Annotated in this window: 15 protein-coding genes; 11 read left to right on the top strand and 4 right to left on the bottom strand. The window is 44.1% G+C overall.

Translation table 11 applies throughout. From position 1 onward, the window contains the following. The first annotated feature begins 32 nt into the window (after positions 1–32). The 6 genes from P0G38_RS01890 to P0G38_RS01915 are packed head-to-tail and all read left to right on the top strand — an operon-like array spanning position 33 to position 5,682. Positions 33–1,019 carry a LacI family DNA-binding transcriptional regulator gene (locus P0G38_RS01890; RefSeq protein WP_167827318.1) on the top strand — a complete coding sequence of 329 codons (987 nt, stop codon included), beginning with the start codon at positions 33–35 and terminating at the stop codon, positions 1,017–1,019. After that, positions 1,012–1,917, top strand: a complete 906-nt coding sequence (rbsK, locus tag P0G38_RS01895) for a ribokinase (RefSeq protein ID WP_181409218.1) — start codon at positions 1,012–1,014, stop codon at positions 1,915–1,917. Before P0G38_RS01890 ends, rbsK begins: the two co-directional genes overlap by 8 nt. Beyond that, positions 1,892–2,287, top strand: a complete 396-nt coding sequence (rbsD, locus tag P0G38_RS01900) for a D-ribose pyranase (RefSeq protein WP_275853884.1) — start codon at positions 1,892–1,894, stop codon at positions 2,285–2,287. Before rbsK ends, rbsD begins: the two co-directional genes overlap by 26 nt. Positions 2,288–2,306: 19 nt before the next feature. Next, complete coding sequence (locus P0G38_RS01905; RefSeq protein WP_060792555.1) at positions 2,307–3,791, top strand: sugar ABC transporter ATP-binding protein; 1,485 nt, start codon at positions 2,307–2,309, stop codon at positions 3,789–3,791. 1 nt (position 3,792) lies between these two features. Further along, on the top strand, positions 3,793–4,746 hold the full coding sequence (locus P0G38_RS01910) for an ABC transporter permease (protein WP_275853887.1): 954 nt from the start codon (positions 3,793–3,795) through the stop codon (positions 4,744–4,746). A gap of 18 nt (positions 4,747–4,764) precedes the next feature. Further along, entirely contained in the window at positions 4,765–5,682 is a 918-nt protein-coding gene (locus P0G38_RS01915) for a D-ribose ABC transporter substrate-binding protein (protein WP_074934049.1), read from the top strand. A gap of 102 nt (positions 5,683–5,784) precedes the next feature. Here the strand turns inward: P0G38_RS01915 and P0G38_RS01920 are convergent, their stop codons facing one another. Next, the gene (locus P0G38_RS01920) at positions 5,785–6,978 is read right to left on the bottom strand and encodes a toxic anion resistance protein (protein WP_060792554.1); all 1,194 of its coding nucleotides are present in this window, start codon (positions 6,976–6,978) and stop codon (positions 5,785–5,787) included. Positions 6,979–7,075: 97 nt separating this feature from the next. After that, positions 7,076–7,717, bottom strand: coding sequence for a 5-bromo-4-chloroindolyl phosphate hydrolysis family protein (locus tag P0G38_RS01925; protein WP_010749055.1), 642 nt, complete (start codon positions 7,715–7,717; stop codon positions 7,076–7,078). A 218-nt stretch (positions 7,718–7,935) separates the two neighbouring features. Between P0G38_RS01925 and P0G38_RS01930 the strand changes: the two genes are divergently transcribed. Next, entirely contained in the window at positions 7,936–8,514 is a 579-nt protein-coding gene (locus P0G38_RS01930; RefSeq protein ID WP_005227818.1) for an NUDIX hydrolase, read from the top strand. Beyond that, positions 8,507–8,803, top strand: a complete 297-nt coding sequence (gene macP / locus P0G38_RS01935; protein WP_005227820.1) for a cell wall synthase accessory phosphoprotein MacP — start codon at positions 8,507–8,509, stop codon at positions 8,801–8,803. The genes P0G38_RS01930 and macP overlap by 8 nt, the downstream gene beginning before the upstream one ends. A 57-nt stretch (positions 8,804–8,860) precedes the next feature. Here the strand turns inward: macP and P0G38_RS01940 are convergent, their stop codons facing one another. Continuing rightward, a complete protein-coding gene (locus P0G38_RS01940) occupies positions 8,861–9,463 on the bottom strand; it encodes a class I SAM-dependent methyltransferase (protein ID WP_275853893.1) in 603 nt (200 codons plus the stop codon). A gap of 151 nt (positions 9,464–9,614) precedes the next feature. On the opposite strand from P0G38_RS01940, the gene P0G38_RS01945 reads away from it, so the two are divergent. The 3 genes from P0G38_RS01945 to P0G38_RS01955 are packed head-to-tail and all read left to right on the top strand — an operon-like array spanning position 9,615 to position 11,217. Then, complete coding sequence (locus P0G38_RS01945) at positions 9,615–10,310, top strand: 5'-methylthioadenosine/adenosylhomocysteine nucleosidase (RefSeq protein ID WP_005227823.1); 696 nt, start codon at positions 9,615–9,617, stop codon at positions 10,308–10,310. Between the two features lie 43 nt (positions 10,311–10,353). After that, positions 10,354–10,917, top strand: coding sequence for a cysteine hydrolase family protein (locus P0G38_RS01950; RefSeq protein WP_005227824.1), 564 nt, complete (start codon positions 10,354–10,356; stop codon positions 10,915–10,917). Next, the gene (locus tag P0G38_RS01955; protein WP_005227832.1) at positions 10,918–11,217 is read left to right on the top strand and encodes a hypothetical protein; all 300 of its coding nucleotides are present in this window, start codon (positions 10,918–10,920) and stop codon (positions 11,215–11,217) included. A gap of 50 nt (positions 11,218–11,267) precedes the next feature. On the opposite strand, the gene P0G38_RS01960 is transcribed toward P0G38_RS01955, so the two are convergent. After that, positions 11,268–13,160, bottom strand: a complete 1,893-nt coding sequence (locus P0G38_RS01960) for a M13 family metallopeptidase (RefSeq protein ID WP_275853897.1) — start codon at positions 13,158–13,160, stop codon at positions 11,268–11,270. Positions 13,161–13,194: the final 34 nt, after the last annotated feature.

A 13,194-nucleotide genomic window follows, 5' to 3' on the forward strand; every position in this document is an offset into this window, starting at 1 on the left:
GTGTGTAATCGGTTACACAGGAGGGGAGCAACATGACAACAATTAAAGATGTCGCCAATTTAGCTGGACTTTCCGTGGCGACAGTTTCAAGAGCCATGAATGGGACTGGCTATGTGAGCGAAAAAGCCCGTGAGAAAATCCATCAGGCGATCAATGAATTGAATTATTCCCCCAATGAAGTCGCACGTTCACTGTATCAGAAAAAGTCAAAATTGATTGGTTTGCTACTTCCTGATATATCCAACCCGTTTTTTCCGCTAGTAGCCAAAGGCGTCGAAGACTTTCTACAAAAAAAAGGCTATCAAGTCATCCTTGGCAACATTCAAGAAGACAATGAGAAAGCCAATGAATATTTACGTGCGTTTGAGCAAAACAATGTGGCGGGGATTCTTTCCGCTGTCGAAAATAAAAATCGTACCCAAAGCAATATTCCGACGGTCGTCTTGGATCGGATCGATCAAGATGTCGAATATGGGGTTTATTCGGATGACCTTCAAGGTGGCGAACTTGCTGCTGAAGCGATCTTAAAAGGTGACCCCAAAAAGGTAGTCGTGATTGCTGGGCCTGAATCTGTCACCCGTGCTCGGGATCGTTTATTGAGTGTTGAATACACATTGAAAAAAGCACAAGTTCCTTATGCACTAGTGAAATCCACATCCTTTCTCTTAGAGGATGCGACCTTGACAGCGAAACAAGTTTTTTTAGAACATCCCACTGTCGATAGTGTGATTGCCCCAAGCGATACCCATGCGATTGCCATCATGCAAGAGGCTTATCATCATGGCGTAAAGATCCCAGAACAACTTCAAGTGATCGGCTATGACGATATTCCCATCAGTAAATTGGTGGTGCCACGCTTGACGACGATCCATCAGCCTGCTTATCAAGTAGGTTACAAAGGAGCAGAAATGCTCTTTGCATTGATCAACGATCAATTTATTGAACAGAAAAAAATCATCCTTCCTGTTCATTTAGAAGAAAGAGAGACAGTAAGAAATGGAGGAACGCCAATTGAATAAGATCATCGTCATTGGTAGTATGGCAACAGATTTTGTAGTCACTACGAAGGTGAAACCCAATCAAGGAGAAACGGTTTTTGGGGAAAAATTTGACACGAATTTTGGCGGCAAAGGAGCAAACCAAGCCATCGCCGCTAGCCGTTTAGGCGCAGAAGTAGCAATGCTAGGCCATGTAGGAACCGATCGTTTCGGAAATGAAATCGTCGAAAACTTAAACGTGAACGGCGTTTCTACGGAGAATGTGGAACCCGTTACACATTTTCCATCTGGTGCCGCGCATATCATTTTGCATGAAAATGACAATAGCATCATTGTCATACCCGGTGCCAATAATGCGCTTGATTTAGCTCGCTTTTCCGAAATAAAAGCAAACATCACAGAGGCTGATTTAGTGATTTTGCAAAACGAGATTCCCCAAGAAGCCAATGAAGCCATCATCGACTGGTGTTGGGAAGCAAAAATCCCTGTTTTATATAATCCAGCACCTGCGAGAAAGCTCAATCCGCGTATGTTATCTAAGGTGGGGTATCTGACCCCTAATGAACATGAGTTTAAGTTGCTTTTCCCCAATCAAAAGCTTGCTGACGTTTTAGCAGCCTACCCTAATCGATTGATCGTTACCCTAGGTGCCAAAGGAGCGATTTTCCATAATGGGAAGTCGGAGGTCTTAGTTCCTGCCTTTCCAGTTGCTGCGGTCGATACTACGGGAGCTGGTGATACCTTCAATGGTGCATTAGCAGTAGGGATTTTAGCAGGTGTTCCCTTAGAAAACGCCATTGCCTTTGCCAACTTAGCAGCAGCAATCTCCGTCAAAGGATATGGTGCTCAAGGCGGAATGCCTACATTAAAGGAAATGAAGGAGAGTCCATTGTATGAAGAAGCATGGGGCATTAAATAGTGAGATCGACAAATTATTGGCGGATTTAGGCCACACCGATCAGCTTACGATCGGGGACTTGGGGTTGCCAGTACCCACAGGGGTGAAAAAAATCGATCTGGCATTAAAACTAGGTAGTCCGAGTTTTGAAGAGGTGTTATTAGTAATGCAACAAGAGATGGCAATCGAGGCGATCGTTTTAGCAGAGGAAATAAAAACGGAGAATGCGGAGCAGTGGCAATTGATTCAAAAAACGTTCCCGAATGTTCCGATTCGTTTTGTTCCACATGAGGCATTCAAAGGAGAAACAAAGGAAAGCAAAGCCATTATTCGAACAGGGGAAGCGACACCCTATTCAAACATTATTTTACAAGCAGCCGTTATCTTCTAAAGAGACAGGAGGAAATCATGTGCAAGTCGAGATGAGCAATATTGAGAAATCCTTTGGGAAGAATCAAGTGTTAAGAGATGTCTCACTAACATTGTACCCTGGAGAAATCCATGCCCTAATGGGAGAAAATGGGGCAGGCAAGTCAACGTTGATGAACATTTTAACTGGGTTACATGCCAAAGATGCAGGGACGATTTTGATCGATGGCAAAGAAACGAACTACGCCGATCCGAAGGAAGCCGAACAAGCCGGTGTGAGCTTTATCCATCAAGAAATGAATAACTGGGAACAGATGACTGTATTGGATAACTTATTCTTGAATCGGGAATTGAAAACCACCTTTGGGCTACTAGATACGAAGAAAATGGCAAGCAAAGCGCAGGCAGTCTTTGAACAGTTAGGGATTCAGATCCCCCTTCAAAAAGAAGTGGATGAACTATCAGTCGGGCAACAGCAAATGATCGAGATCACGAAAGCGCTGATGACTGATGCCAAGGTGTTGATCATGGATGAACCGACTGCTGCCTTGTCGGATAAGGAAATTAATAATTTGTTTCAAATCATTCGTCGCTTGAAAGAAAACGGCGTAGCGATCGTTTATATCTCTCACCGAATGGAGGAGATTTTCAAAATAAGTGACAAGATCACTGTGATGCGGGATGGTCTATCGATCGATACGAAAAAGACGCAGGATACAACGATGGATGAGGTCGTGAAGAAAATGGTCGGTAGAGAGTTAGCTGATTATTATCCAGAAAAACAAGCGCAGATCGGTGAAGTCGTTTTTGAAGTAAAAAATTTAACAGCAGCTTCTAAAGTTTACCAAGGCATCAATTTTCAAGTCAGAGCAGGTGAGATCCTTGGGTTCTCAGGTTTAATGGGTGCTGGACGCACAGAAGTCATGCGAGGAATATTTGGTTTAGATGAAATTGAAAGCGGTACCTTAATCGTCGAAGGGCAAGAAGTGAAAAACTCTTCGCCTTCAAAGGCAATCGCCAATGGCTTTGGCTTTCTAACAGAAAATCGGAAAACGGAAGGCTTGGTCTTAGACTTTTCCCTGACCGATAATATCAGTTTGCCCAGCATTGATAATTTTGTCAAAACAGGCATGGTCGATAGCAAGACTGAAGCCAGTTTCGTTGCGTTAATGATCGAGCGCTTACGCATCAAAACGATGAGTGCCCAGAATTTAGCCAGCGAGCTTTCTGGTGGAAATCAGCAAAAAGTGGTTTTGGCGAAGTGGATCGGTGTCGGACCAAAAGTATTGATTTTAGATGAACCGACACGCGGAGTAGACGTAGGTGCCAAACGAGAGATTTATCAGCTGATGAATGAGTTAGCGGAACGTGGTATTGCGATTTTGATGGTTTCTAGTGATCTACCAGAAGTGCTAGGTGTCAGCGATCGCATCATTGTTTTACACGAAGGAAAAATATCAGGGGAACTCTCTCGGCAAGAAGCCACACAAGAGAAGATCATGACGTATGCGACAGGAGGAAACTAATATGGAAAAAAGTGGTATGAAAACAAAACAACTCTCGGAATCAATTAGTAAATTGGGACCTTTACTCGCTTTGATTGCTCTAGTGGCTGCTGTCACTGCCTTAAATCCAAGCTTTTTATCACCCAGTAATTTGTTGAATCTTTTGCGGCAAGTCGCAGCGAATGGCTTTATTGCATTTGGAATGACCTTTGTCATTTTGACTGGGGGCATTGATTTGTCTGTAGGGTCCACCTTGGCACTTTCCAGTGCCTTGACAGCAGGAATGATGGCCAATGGGGTGTCACCTTTAGTCGCTATTTTGATTGGGTTACTAAGCGGAGCGATCCTTGGTGCGTTGAATGGACTACTGATCTCAAAAGGAAAAATGGCGCCGTTTATCGCAACCTTAGCAACGATGACGATCTATCGGGGCGCTACCTTAGTGTACACCAATGGAAATCCAATCACTGGACTAGGTGACAGCTTTCTATTCAGCTTTATTGGTCGTGGGTATCTTTTCGGGATTCCTTTTCCAGTCGTATTGATGTTTCTCGTGTTCTTTCTTTTGTTCTTGTTGCTTCATCGCACCGCCTTCGGACGAAAAACCTATGCCATCGGTGGCAATGAAAAGGCCGCTTTTATTGCTGGTGTGAAAATCGATAAGATAAAACTGATCATTTATTCGATCTCTGGATTGATGGCTTCAATCAGTGGCATGATCATCACTTCTAGGTTGAATTCTGCGCAACCAACAGCAGGGCAAGCCTATGAGATGGATGCGATTGCAGCAGCCGTTTTAGGTGGTACGAGCTTATCTGGTGGAAGAGGCAGAATTTTTGGCACGTTGATCGGGGTATTGATCATTGGTACGTTGAACAATGGTCTAAATCTATTGGGTGTCTCAAGTTTTTATCAACAAATCGTTAAAGGGATCGTGATCGTAATTGCAGTGTTACTGGATCGGAAAAGGAAATAAAAAATAGGAGGATCTATTATGAAAAAAATGTTTTTATTGGCAGCAGGCGTATTGGTACTTTCTGGATGTGGAGCGGCAACATTGGACAACGGTGGCAGTAGTGAGACACAAAGTGAGGAAAAAGCAGCTTCAGAATTGACAGTTGGTGTATCGATCTCCACCCTCAATAACCCGTTTTTTGTTTCCATGCAAGAGGGGATCAATCAATTGGCTGAGGAAAATGACACCGATGTACGCTTTGTTGATGCCCAAGATGATACTGCCAAGCAAAGCAATGATATTGATGATTTGATCCAACAAGGCGTGGATGTGCTTTTGATCAATCCCGTTGATTCTGCTGCTATCGTCCCAGCTGTTGAAGCCGCTAATAATGCCAATATCCCAGTTATCGCCATCGACCGTAGTAGCGATGGGGGAACGCTTTTGACGACGGTTGCCTCCAATAACGAAGAAGGTGGGAAAATGGCAGCAGAATTTATTCTCGAACAATTAGGGGAAAACGCAAAAGTGGTAGAACTTGAAGGCGTCCCTGGCGCTTCTGCAACCAGAGAGCGAGGAAAAGGCTTTGATGATTATGCCAAAGACAAACTGGATGTTGTTGAAAAGCAATCCGCAAACTTCAATCGAGCAGAAGGATTAACGGTTATGGAAAATATCCTCCAAGCCAACAATGACATTCAAGGCGTCTTTGCTCAAAACGATGAAATGGCTTTAGGGGCAGCCGAAGCGATGGGAAACCGAGAAGGCGTAGTGATTGTCGGGTTTGACGGTACTGAAGACGGACTCAAAGCCATCGAAGAAGGTAGAATGACGGCAACGATCGCTCAAAAACCAGAAGAAATGGGCCGCCTTGCATTGCAGGCAGCGTTTGACCATTTCCAAGGAAAAACAGTCGCTGAACAAATCGATTCACCATTAGAGTTGGTGAAAAAATAGGTAGACGCTCAATGCATTTCCTACTTTCAACATAGAAAGCCCCTCTTTGGCTGACCATTTAGGTCACCAAAGAGGGGCTTTCTTTAATACGTGGCGTTTCGTTTACTTGTTGCTGGTTAAATCCAATAAGCGGTCTTTCAAGTCTTCTTCTAGATGACCCAATTCCACTTCGGCAGCACGACGTTTTTCTTTTCCTTCTTTTTGGATCCGTAATGTTTCTTGGATCGTTTCCACAAGGTCGTTTTGTGTTTTTTGCAATGTTTCGATATCGACGATGCCGCGCTCGTTTTCTTTCGCTGTTTCAATAGCAGAAACTTTCAACATTTCTGAGTTTTTCTTCAATAGATCATTGGTGGTCTCAGAAACTTGGCGTTGTGCCGTAACTGCATCTTTTTGACGCAATAAAGTCAAGGCAATGACCACTTGGTTTTTCCATAGTGGGATCGCTGTATTGACAGAAGCTTGGATTTTTTCTGCTAACGCTTGGTTCGTGTTTTGGATCAGGCGAATTTGCGGTGCCTGTTGGATCGTGATTTGACGTGCCAAGCGCAAGTCATGAGTCCGTTTGTCTAAACGATCAAGAAATTGCGTGTAATCGTTGGCGATCTGTACGTCCATTTGATCATTCGTTTCTTCTGCTTTTTTCATGGCTTCAGGAATGATTTTGGTTTGCAATTCTTGCATCTTCAACTCGCCAGCGGCAATGTAGATGTTCAATGCATCAAAGTAATCTTTGTTCTTTTGATACAACTGTTCCAACATCATGTTGTCTTTTAGCAAACCGTCTTTTTCTTTATCCAATTTGACGGCGATCTTGTCGATTTGGGCACCGATTTTTTGGTATTTAGCGGTGATTTCAAAAATGGATTGTTTTACTTTACCAAACATTCGCTTGAATAAGTTGCCTTCCCCTGCACGCAGTTCGTCTGGATTGGCTTCTTGCAAGCGATACATCAACTCCGTTAATGAGTCGCCCACAGGGCCGATATCAGCTGCTTGGACATGGTTCAACATGGATTGGGAAAACTCTCCAAGTTTGGTTTGGGCAGCTGCACCATAGGTGATGACCGCTTGCTGGTCGGTCGCATCGATTTTGCTGGCTAATTCTTGGGCCTGTGCTTGACGCTCTGGCGGTAATTTATCAATCAAACGCGGTGCCGTTTGCTGTTCTTTCAGCTGACTGATTTCCGCTTGTTGAGTGGTGGTCAAAGTGTCGACAGGGGTTGAAAATGGGTTGTTCAATAAATCGTCAAGCGTATCCGTTACGGGTTTTGCTTGATTTGGTGTTTCACTCATAATAACTCCTCCTAATAATTGTCTGCTTTCGAAAAAAATCTAGCCTGGGCTAGATTTTTTTTTAGATTCTTTTCTTGTTGCCAATCAGAATCTATCCCTATTCATTATCTCGTTTTATGCTTTGTTTGGCAATGGATAACTCAACATCCATGTCATCAAGATCGTCTGCTACAAATTGGGAGTAGTCTTTGGCGATCAAGGAAGCCATTTGCTCGATGATTTGGGTGCTTTCCTCGATTTTATCATAGGTCTCACGACTTTTGATCTCATGGCTATTGATTTCAATGAACTTATCGGTCAAATCGACCATGTTGGGCAAGTGGGTATAAAGGAAATGACTTGCCAAAGGCAGTTTGGTCGGTTCTTTCACGAGTTCTTTGAAAAGAGCTTTTGAGGCACGCAAGGCATCGTGACGCAAGTCAATGGCTTTTAACTTGTTATTACTAGTGATATTTTTTTGGTATTTATCGATTTGGTGTTTCGTCTGATTCATCGTTTCACGGAACAATTCGATCTCACGAGCAGTCATTCCGCTTTTCAAGTAATGGGCTTCTCGTTCTCTCGTTAAAGAAGGCAAAACTTGTGGATCGGCTGCTGGAACTTTACGCCCTCTAATACCGACGTAGACTAAAATCGCACCGACGATTAATAATAGGCTCGCAAATGAATCGCCTACTACGTTAAAAATAATACTGATGAGGACGATCGCACCAACGATCAGCCAGATGTTTTTTTTCATTTTTCCTCCTCCTAAAAATCTCTTGGACAAGTAGATTGGGTTATTCGACATCTTTATTTTAGCATGTTCACTAAAAGAAAAATATCAGACTTGGGGTGGATTTTCCGATTTTTAGTAAATTCATAAGCTTTCTTGCTATTTCTTAAGAAGATATTTTTTCTAAATTATGCTAAAGTGTTTGATAGATAAGACGTATGAGGAAAGTTAGGTGTCGATAGATGTTAGAATTTAAAGATTTTGAAGAAAAAACGATCCAACGGAATGAAATTTTCCATGGCAAGATCATTGATGTGGTCGTTGATGATGTCTCCTTGCCAAATGGCGGGACCAGTAAACGCGAACTAGTCTTTCACCCTGGTGGTGTTGCCGTGATCGCCTTGACAAGTGAGAACAAAATGCTGTTCGTTCGTCAATTCAGAAAACCGTTAGAGCGAGTGATTTTAGAGATACCAGCAGGAAAAATCGATCCAGGAGAAGGTGCGCGTCCAGATTTGACTGGCGCCCGGGAATTAGAAGAAGAGACTGGCTATCGTGCAAAAACGCTGGAGCACGTTTCTTCTATGTACCTTTCACCAGGCTTTGCTAATGAGCTCTTGCACGTCTATTATGCCAAAGAGCTGGAAAAAGTGACAAATCCCTTACCGCAAGACGAAGATGAAGTGCTGGAAGTCTATGAATTGACCTTAGAGCAAGCACAAGCCGCTATCGCTGATGGAACGATCTGTGATGCGAAGACCGTGTTTGCGATCCAATTTTGGGAGTTGCTGGAATTGAAACGGAGGAACGGACTTGCCTAAAGAACCATTGATCACCCGCAGTGAGCTTCGACGCAGACGCGAAGAAGAACAAGCAGCAGCTGAACGCAATCAGCAAATCGTAGAAAAGCAAAGCAAGAAAGAATGGAAACAAAAAGAAAAACAAATTGATAACCACTACCGAAAAGTGCGCAAGAAAAACAAAGAAATCACGAAGACCCGTGCCGGTGAGAACCAGAAATCTCGGGATCTGAACCGTTTTTTAATGAAAGCCATTGTGATCGTCACTTTATTGTTAGTCGTCGTTGGTTTAGCGATCTTTTTGTTGTGATTCTTCTAGTACTAAGAAAAAGCCGCCCCTGCATCTTCTGCAAGTGCGGCTTTTTTGTTATTCGGTCGGCTTTTTCAAAATAGCTAAAAACATGGCAGCTGGCTGATTCATGAACAAATGATCCGCTTCATGAAAAACGGTAAAGGAAGTGGCAGTAAACCCAGTCGTCTCTGCCAGTTGAGTCAATGCGGCAGGGTCAAACCCATTATGAACGAGCGGGTGAGACACGGCGGGATTTTTGAGAAAATCCACTAGATAAAAGGTTCCTCCTGGCTGTAGCAAGGTGTATAGTTTTTCCATCATAGCGGCTGTGTCAGGAATATGCAGCAAGACGAGGGATAGCAGCACAGCGTCTGCTTTTGCTTGTAAGGATTCTTGCAGCAGATCGTGGACAGTTGCAGAAGCATTGGCCAGCAGCAGTTGGTTGATTTTTTTTTCAGAAACCTCGATCATGCCAGGGGCAGTATCCCAGATGGCTAAGTGCTGGACATAAGCTGCTAAGGGCAGACTTACCAGGCCGGTACCGCCGCCGATATCGATCAGGGTTTGGTGCTGGTTGTCTTTAAAATAAGGTTCAAGGGTTTGGGTGACTAATTGTGCTAACGCGATCCGTTCAGGGGTATCGTATTTTGCTGCCATGGCGTTGAAAATTTCAGACATAAGTGCCTCCTTTTATAATGACAAAAAACTGTTCGTTTCGTCAAAACTAGTTTATCATGAAAGGAGAAAAACACGTCAGTAGATACGTGGGAATTTCTGTTGTTTTTCATTTTAAAGGGTGAAAAATAAACGAGAAGCAGGAGGCAAACACATGAAAATTGGTATTATTGGTGCAATGGAGGAAGAAATCAAGGCGTTGCGGGAACAGTTGATTTCACCGCTTTCTTGGGAACGCGGCGGCGCACTATTTATTTCAGGAAGTATCGGCAATCATGAAGTGATCGTCGTTCGTTCAGGTATCGGCAAAGTTCTGGCATCGATCACCACTAGTTTATTGATCCAACAATACGGGGTCAACATGGTGATCAATACTGGATCAGCTGGTGGGATCGGTGCCGGCTTACAAGTAGGGGATTTAGTGATTTCAGATAAAGTGGCCTATTTTGATGTCGATGTGACGGGCTTTGGTTATGAATATGGCCAGCTGCCTGGCGGGATGCCTTTGTATTATGAAGCCAGCCGCTATTTGATCAGTGAGATGACGAAAGCCGCAGAAGCGACTCATCATACCGTGAAAAAGGGACTGATCGTTACCGGTGACAGCTTCATTCATGACCCGCAAAAAGTACAGGAGATTTTAGGACATTTTCCAGATGCCTTGGCTTGTGAGATGGAAGGCGCTGCGATCGCACAGACCGCGCAGCAATTCAATATTCCTTTCTTGATCGTGCGCGCGATCAGCGACACCGCTGACCACGCAGCAACCGTCTCTTTTGATGAGTTTATCTTAGAAGCTGGCAAGCGTTCCGCTGAAATGGTCTTGGCATTCGTTGAAACATTAAAGTAACTTAAAAAACAAGAGAGCCGATTCGTAAGAGGAGGAAGGAAGCATGAGAGCATTACTATCCATTGATTATACGTTTGATTTTGTTGCAGATGAGGGACGATTGACCACGGGTGCTGCTGGGCAAGCGATTGAAGCTGCCTTAGTGGCTCGGACGCAAGCCTTTATCGAAGCCGGTGAGTATGTCGTTTTTGCCATTGATCGTCATGAGGAAACAGACAACTATCATCCTGAAAACCGCTTGTTCCCACCCCACAATCTTGCGGGCAGTACGGGGCGACATCTCTACGGCCGTTTAGCCCCGCTTTATGAAAACTATCAGGAAGCGCCAAATGTCTATTGGATCGACAAGCGTCATTACTCCGCCTTTAGCGGTACCGACTTGGACATCCGACTGCGGGAAAGAGGGATTACGGAATTGTACCTGACCGGCGTTTGTACCGACATCTGTGTCTTGCATACAGCAGTGGATGCCTATAATTTAGGCTACCAACTGGTGATCGATGCAGATACCGTTGCCAGCTTTGACGCGGTCGGACATGAATGGGCACTACGCCATTTTGAAAATACCCTAGGCGCGAAAATCATTTCTGCGAAGGAGGAAGCATAAATGGGATGGATGGATCAATTAAAAGCAAATTTCAGTTTCAGTGAACTGACTAGCCTTTATCAAGCGTATCAAAAAGGGGATCTTGATGTAAAGGCGTTGTTGAACAATGACTTCTTACAAAAGTATACGGATTTTCAGAACTTGGATGAGTTTATGGCTAAATTAGGCATCCAGAATGAAAACCAAATCTTCGACTTTCTAAAAGACCGCCCCAATCGGCAAAAAGCCGATCAAGTCGTCAATGAGCATTCCCAATTCGATTCTGTGATCAGTATGATGAAAAAAGCTTTACAGAAATAAACAATTGGCGAAGAAAAAGCGCAAGCAGATTTTTCTGCTTGCTCTTTTGTTTACCAGATCTGCACACGATCTTCTGGTGCACGATACATAGGGTCACCAGGTTTGATATCAAAGGTGGTATAGAATTCATCGATGTTTTGGACTTGGATATTGGCACGTAGTTTCGCTGGTCCGTGGACATCGATCGACAGTAAGAGCTGTTGGTATTGTTCTTTGGCTTTTGTACGCCAGATCTTCGCCCAATTGGTGAAGAAGTCTGCTAAAGAAACATCGCTTTCTTTTTGCGCTGCTTCTAGCGCACAGCTTAGTCCGCCTGCATCGGCGATGTTTTCAGAAACAGTCAACGTTCCATTTACGGTACCGCCGGCAAAGGGCAGGCCATCAAACTCGTCGATCATCGCTTGAGCTAAGCGTTCAAAGTGGGCCAAATCTTCTTCTGTCCACCAATTGTTTAAATTACCATATTCATCAAATTTTGCCCCGTTGTTGTCAAAGGCGTGGGAGATCTCATGAGCAATGACCGCGCCGATCCCCCCATAATTTGCGCTGGTGGATTGTTCCAAACTATAAAAAGGTGCTTGTAAGATTGCCGCTGGGAAAACGATCACGTTTTTAAATGGGTGATAGTAGGCATTCACGGTAGCGGCGGACATTTCCCATTCCTCGCGATCCACGGGCTGCTGCCATTTTTTGAAGGCATCTTCTCGGAACAAACGATTGAAATGCAGGGCATTTGCCAGCAGACTTTTCTCTTCATCGGTATGCAATTGGTCATAAATGGCAGGAACTTGATCAGGGTACCCGACATGGATGCCTAAACGATTCAATTTGATGATCGCTTTTTGGCGGGTTTCTTCACTTAACCACGTGTTGTTGCGCAAACGCTCTTGGTAGACAGCAATCATTGTTTCCACCATGTGTTTGACGTCTTTTTTCGCCGTTTCCCCAAAGTACTTGCGTCCATAATAATCACCGATCACTTGACTAAAATGACCCATCGTTAAGTAATAAGCCGCTTTTTGTTGGGGAGCCGCTTCATCGATCCCTGATAAGTAGCGGCTGTAGGTTCCGCCTAACTGACGCAATTCTTCACTCAGATAGCTAGTATAGCGCAAGCTTTGGTTGACGATCATCCAGCCTTTCAAGAGTTCAAAATGGCTATCAGAAACAATAATGTCAAAGGCTTCAAAGTAAGCGGGTTCCGTTACGATCAGCTCTTCTGGTGTCCCTGGTAAAAGGGCCGTCAAGAGTTGTGTAAAATCGATCTTGCTGGCTTGCTTTGCAAATTCCTCCAAGGAGCGAGGATTGTAGTTTTTGCTATAATCCGCACTTTCTTCCGCACTGCGGACATGAGGAGCGATCAATTTATCAAATGCGATCGCTTGCTCTACCAACGATTCCGCTTCTGCTTGGTCTTTTCCGTAAGCAACTAAAACGTTGACGGCCATCTCAAAGTAGACTTGCAGCATTTCGCCTGCTTGGGGATTTTCTGTGTAATAGGTTTTATCCGGCAAAATAGTAGCAGGTGGATAGACCGACAAAGTATTCATTTGCGCATTTTTCATGTCTGCATCGACATCCAGTTGGAAAGGCAAGGCAATGCCATCTAAAACGAAACTTGCCAGTTGCTGATTCAATTCCTCATAAGAACGCAACGCTTCGATTTTTGCTAATAGTGCATTTGCTTCAGTAGCGTCAGCTGCCTCTCGTTGGGCAAAATCGCTGGCTAAGCGGTAAAAAGCCACAGCATCCTTCATGCGGCCTTTTGGCGTAGCATGGGGATCGTGTGCCATATTTTCAAATTCTGCGATCATTAAGGAATCGATTCCGTCAACGAGATCTTGGAATCCACCCGTAGCGGGTTTATCTGCTGGAATAACAGCGGTCTCCAGCCACTCGCCATTTACATAGTCATAAAAATCATCTTTTAACAAGGTTGTCATGTCTTTCGCTCCTCTCGCTTTCTACTATTATGAA

The sequence above is a fragment of the Enterococcus casseliflavus genome (assembly GCF_029215545.1).
Classification (GTDB): domain Bacteria; phylum Bacillota; class Bacilli; order Lactobacillales; family Enterococcaceae; genus Enterococcus_D; species Enterococcus_D casseliflavus.

Bases quoted from the DNA above. Each gene is read 5' to 3' on its own strand.
- P0G38_RS01890 (WP_167827318.1), top strand. From the start codon at position 33: ATGACAACAATTAAAGATGTCGCCAATTTAGCTGGACTTTCCGTGGCG.
- rbsD (WP_275853884.1), top strand. From the start codon at position 1,892: ATGAAGAAGCATGGGGCATTAAATAGTGAGATCGACAAATTATTGGCG.
- P0G38_RS01910 (WP_275853887.1), top strand. From the start codon at position 3,793: ATGGAAAAAAGTGGTATGAAAACAAAACAACTCTCGGAATCAATTAGT.
- P0G38_RS01915 (WP_074934049.1), top strand. From the start codon at position 4,765: ATGAAAAAAATGTTTTTATTGGCAGCAGGCGTATTGGTACTTTCTGGA.
- P0G38_RS01920 (WP_060792554.1), bottom strand. From the start codon at position 6,978: ATGAGTGAAACACCAAATCAAGCAAAACCCGTAACGGATACGCTTGAC.
- P0G38_RS01925 (WP_010749055.1), bottom strand. From the start codon at position 7,717: ATGAAAAAAAACATCTGGCTGATCGTTGGTGCGATCGTCCTCATCAGT.
- P0G38_RS01930 (WP_005227818.1), top strand. From the start codon at position 7,936: ATGTTAGAATTTAAAGATTTTGAAGAAAAAACGATCCAACGGAATGAA.
- P0G38_RS01940 (WP_275853893.1), bottom strand. From the start codon at position 9,463: ATGTCTGAAATTTTCAACGCCATGGCAGCAAAATACGATACCCCTGAA.
- P0G38_RS01945 (WP_005227823.1), top strand. From the start codon at position 9,615: ATGAAAATTGGTATTATTGGTGCAATGGAGGAAGAAATCAAGGCGTTG.
- P0G38_RS01950 (WP_005227824.1), top strand. From the start codon at position 10,354: ATGAGAGCATTACTATCCATTGATTATACGTTTGATTTTGTTGCAGAT.
- P0G38_RS01955 (WP_005227832.1), top strand. From the start codon at position 10,918: ATGGGATGGATGGATCAATTAAAAGCAAATTTCAGTTTCAGTGAACTG.
- P0G38_RS01960 (WP_275853897.1), bottom strand. From the start codon at position 13,160: ATGACAACCTTGTTAAAAGATGATTTTTATGACTATGTAAATGGCGAG.